Origin of the sequence: Mesorhizobium sp. M3A.F.Ca.ET.175.01.1.1, assembly GCF_004791945.1 — a bacterium.
Taxonomy (GTDB): Bacteria; Pseudomonadota; Alphaproteobacteria; order Rhizobiales; family Rhizobiaceae; genus Mesorhizobium.
Window position 1 is genome coordinate 1 of sequence record NZ_SRTP01000301.1, and the last position, 305, is coordinate 305.

1 protein-coding gene is annotated in these 305 nt (G+C 65.9%); it reads right to left on the minus strand.

Translation table 11 applies throughout. The features are described from left to right. Nucleotides 1-305 (minus strand): sigma-70 family RNA polymerase sigma factor (locus tag EN818_RS31745; RefSeq protein WP_135906732.1); only part of this gene is annotated, 305 nt, incomplete at both ends.

The window sequence follows — 305 nt, forward strand, 5'->3', positions numbered from 1 at the left end:
CGACAAGCGCCAGGATCTGTCGCTGCGCCATCGTCCGCTCCGGATCGTCGCCAGGGTTCAAGTCGCTTGGGTTCAGGGGAAACCGGATGATCTCAGCCTCCGGGTTTTCGGGCATCGCCGCCATGCGCTTTTTCTTGCGCAGTCGGCCGAGCGCCTCGTTGATGACGATCCGCGACAGCCAGGTGGCCAAGGAAGCATCGCCGCGAAAGGCGTCGAGGCTGGCGAAGGCGCGCATATAGGCCTCCTGTACGACGTCCTCGGCCTCGGCGTCGTTGCGCACCACGCCGCGCGCGATGCGGTAGAGC